The organism is Arthrobacter sp. Dra40, from assembly GCF_059091905.1.
In genome coordinates, this window is sequence record NZ_JBNHHB010000530.1 from 1 (window position 1) to 970 (window position 970).

The window sequence follows — 970 nt, forward strand, 5'->3', positions numbered from 1 at the left end:
CAGGAACTGATCGACGCCGGCATCACCGAGATCAAGGTGCGCTCCGTGCTCACCTGTGAGTCCGCCGTCGGTACCTGTGCGCTCTGCTACGGTCGGTCGCTGGCCACCGGCAAGACCGTGGACATCGGCGAGGCCGTGGGCATCATTGCCGCACAGTCCATCGGTGAGCCCGGCACGCAGCTGACCATGCGTACCTTCCACACCGGTGGCGTTGCCTCGGCGGAAGACATCACCCAGGGTCTGCCGCGTATTCAGGAGCTCTTCGAAGCCCGTACCCCGAAGGGCGTTGCGCCGATGGCCGAAGTGGCCGGACGCGTGTCCATCGAGGACGGCGAGCGCCAGATGCGCGTCATCGTCACCCCGGATGACGGCTCCGAGGAGATCGCCTACCCGGTGCTGCGCCGTGCGCGGTTGCTGGTCGAAGACGGCCAGCACGTGGAGGTCGGCCAGCAGTTGGTCACCGGTGCCAAGGACCCGAAGCAGGTCCTGCGTATCCTCGGCCCGCGCCAGGCGCAGAAGTTCCTGGTGGACGAGGTTCAGAGCGTGTACCGCAGCCAGGGTGTTGGCATCCACGACAAGCACGTGGAAGTCATCGTCCGCCAGATGCTGCGGCGCATCACCGTGATCGAGTCCGGCGAGACCGATCTGCTGCCGGGCGAACTGGCCGAGCGGAGCCGCTTCCAGGCGGAGAACCGCAAGGCCGTTTCCGAGGGCAAGCAGCCGGCCAACGGCCGTGACGAGCTGATGGGCATCACCAAGGCATCGCTCGCCACCGAGTCGTGGCTGTCGGCCGCGTCCTTCCAGGAGACCACCCGCGTTCTGACGCAGGCGGCCATGGAAGGCAAGTCCGACCCGCTGCTGGGCCTGAAGGAAAACGTCATCATCGGTAAGCTGATCCCGGCCGGCACCGGCCTGGACCGGTACACCCAGGTGTCGGTGGAGCCGACGGAGGAAGCCAAGGCCAACCTCT

1 pseudogene is annotated in these 970 nt (G+C 66.8%); it reads left to right on the plus strand.

The features are described from left to right. Positions 1 to 970: pseudogene (locus tag AC5RWT_RS37805) on the plus strand (DNA-directed RNA polymerase subunit beta'); the annotation flags it as partial.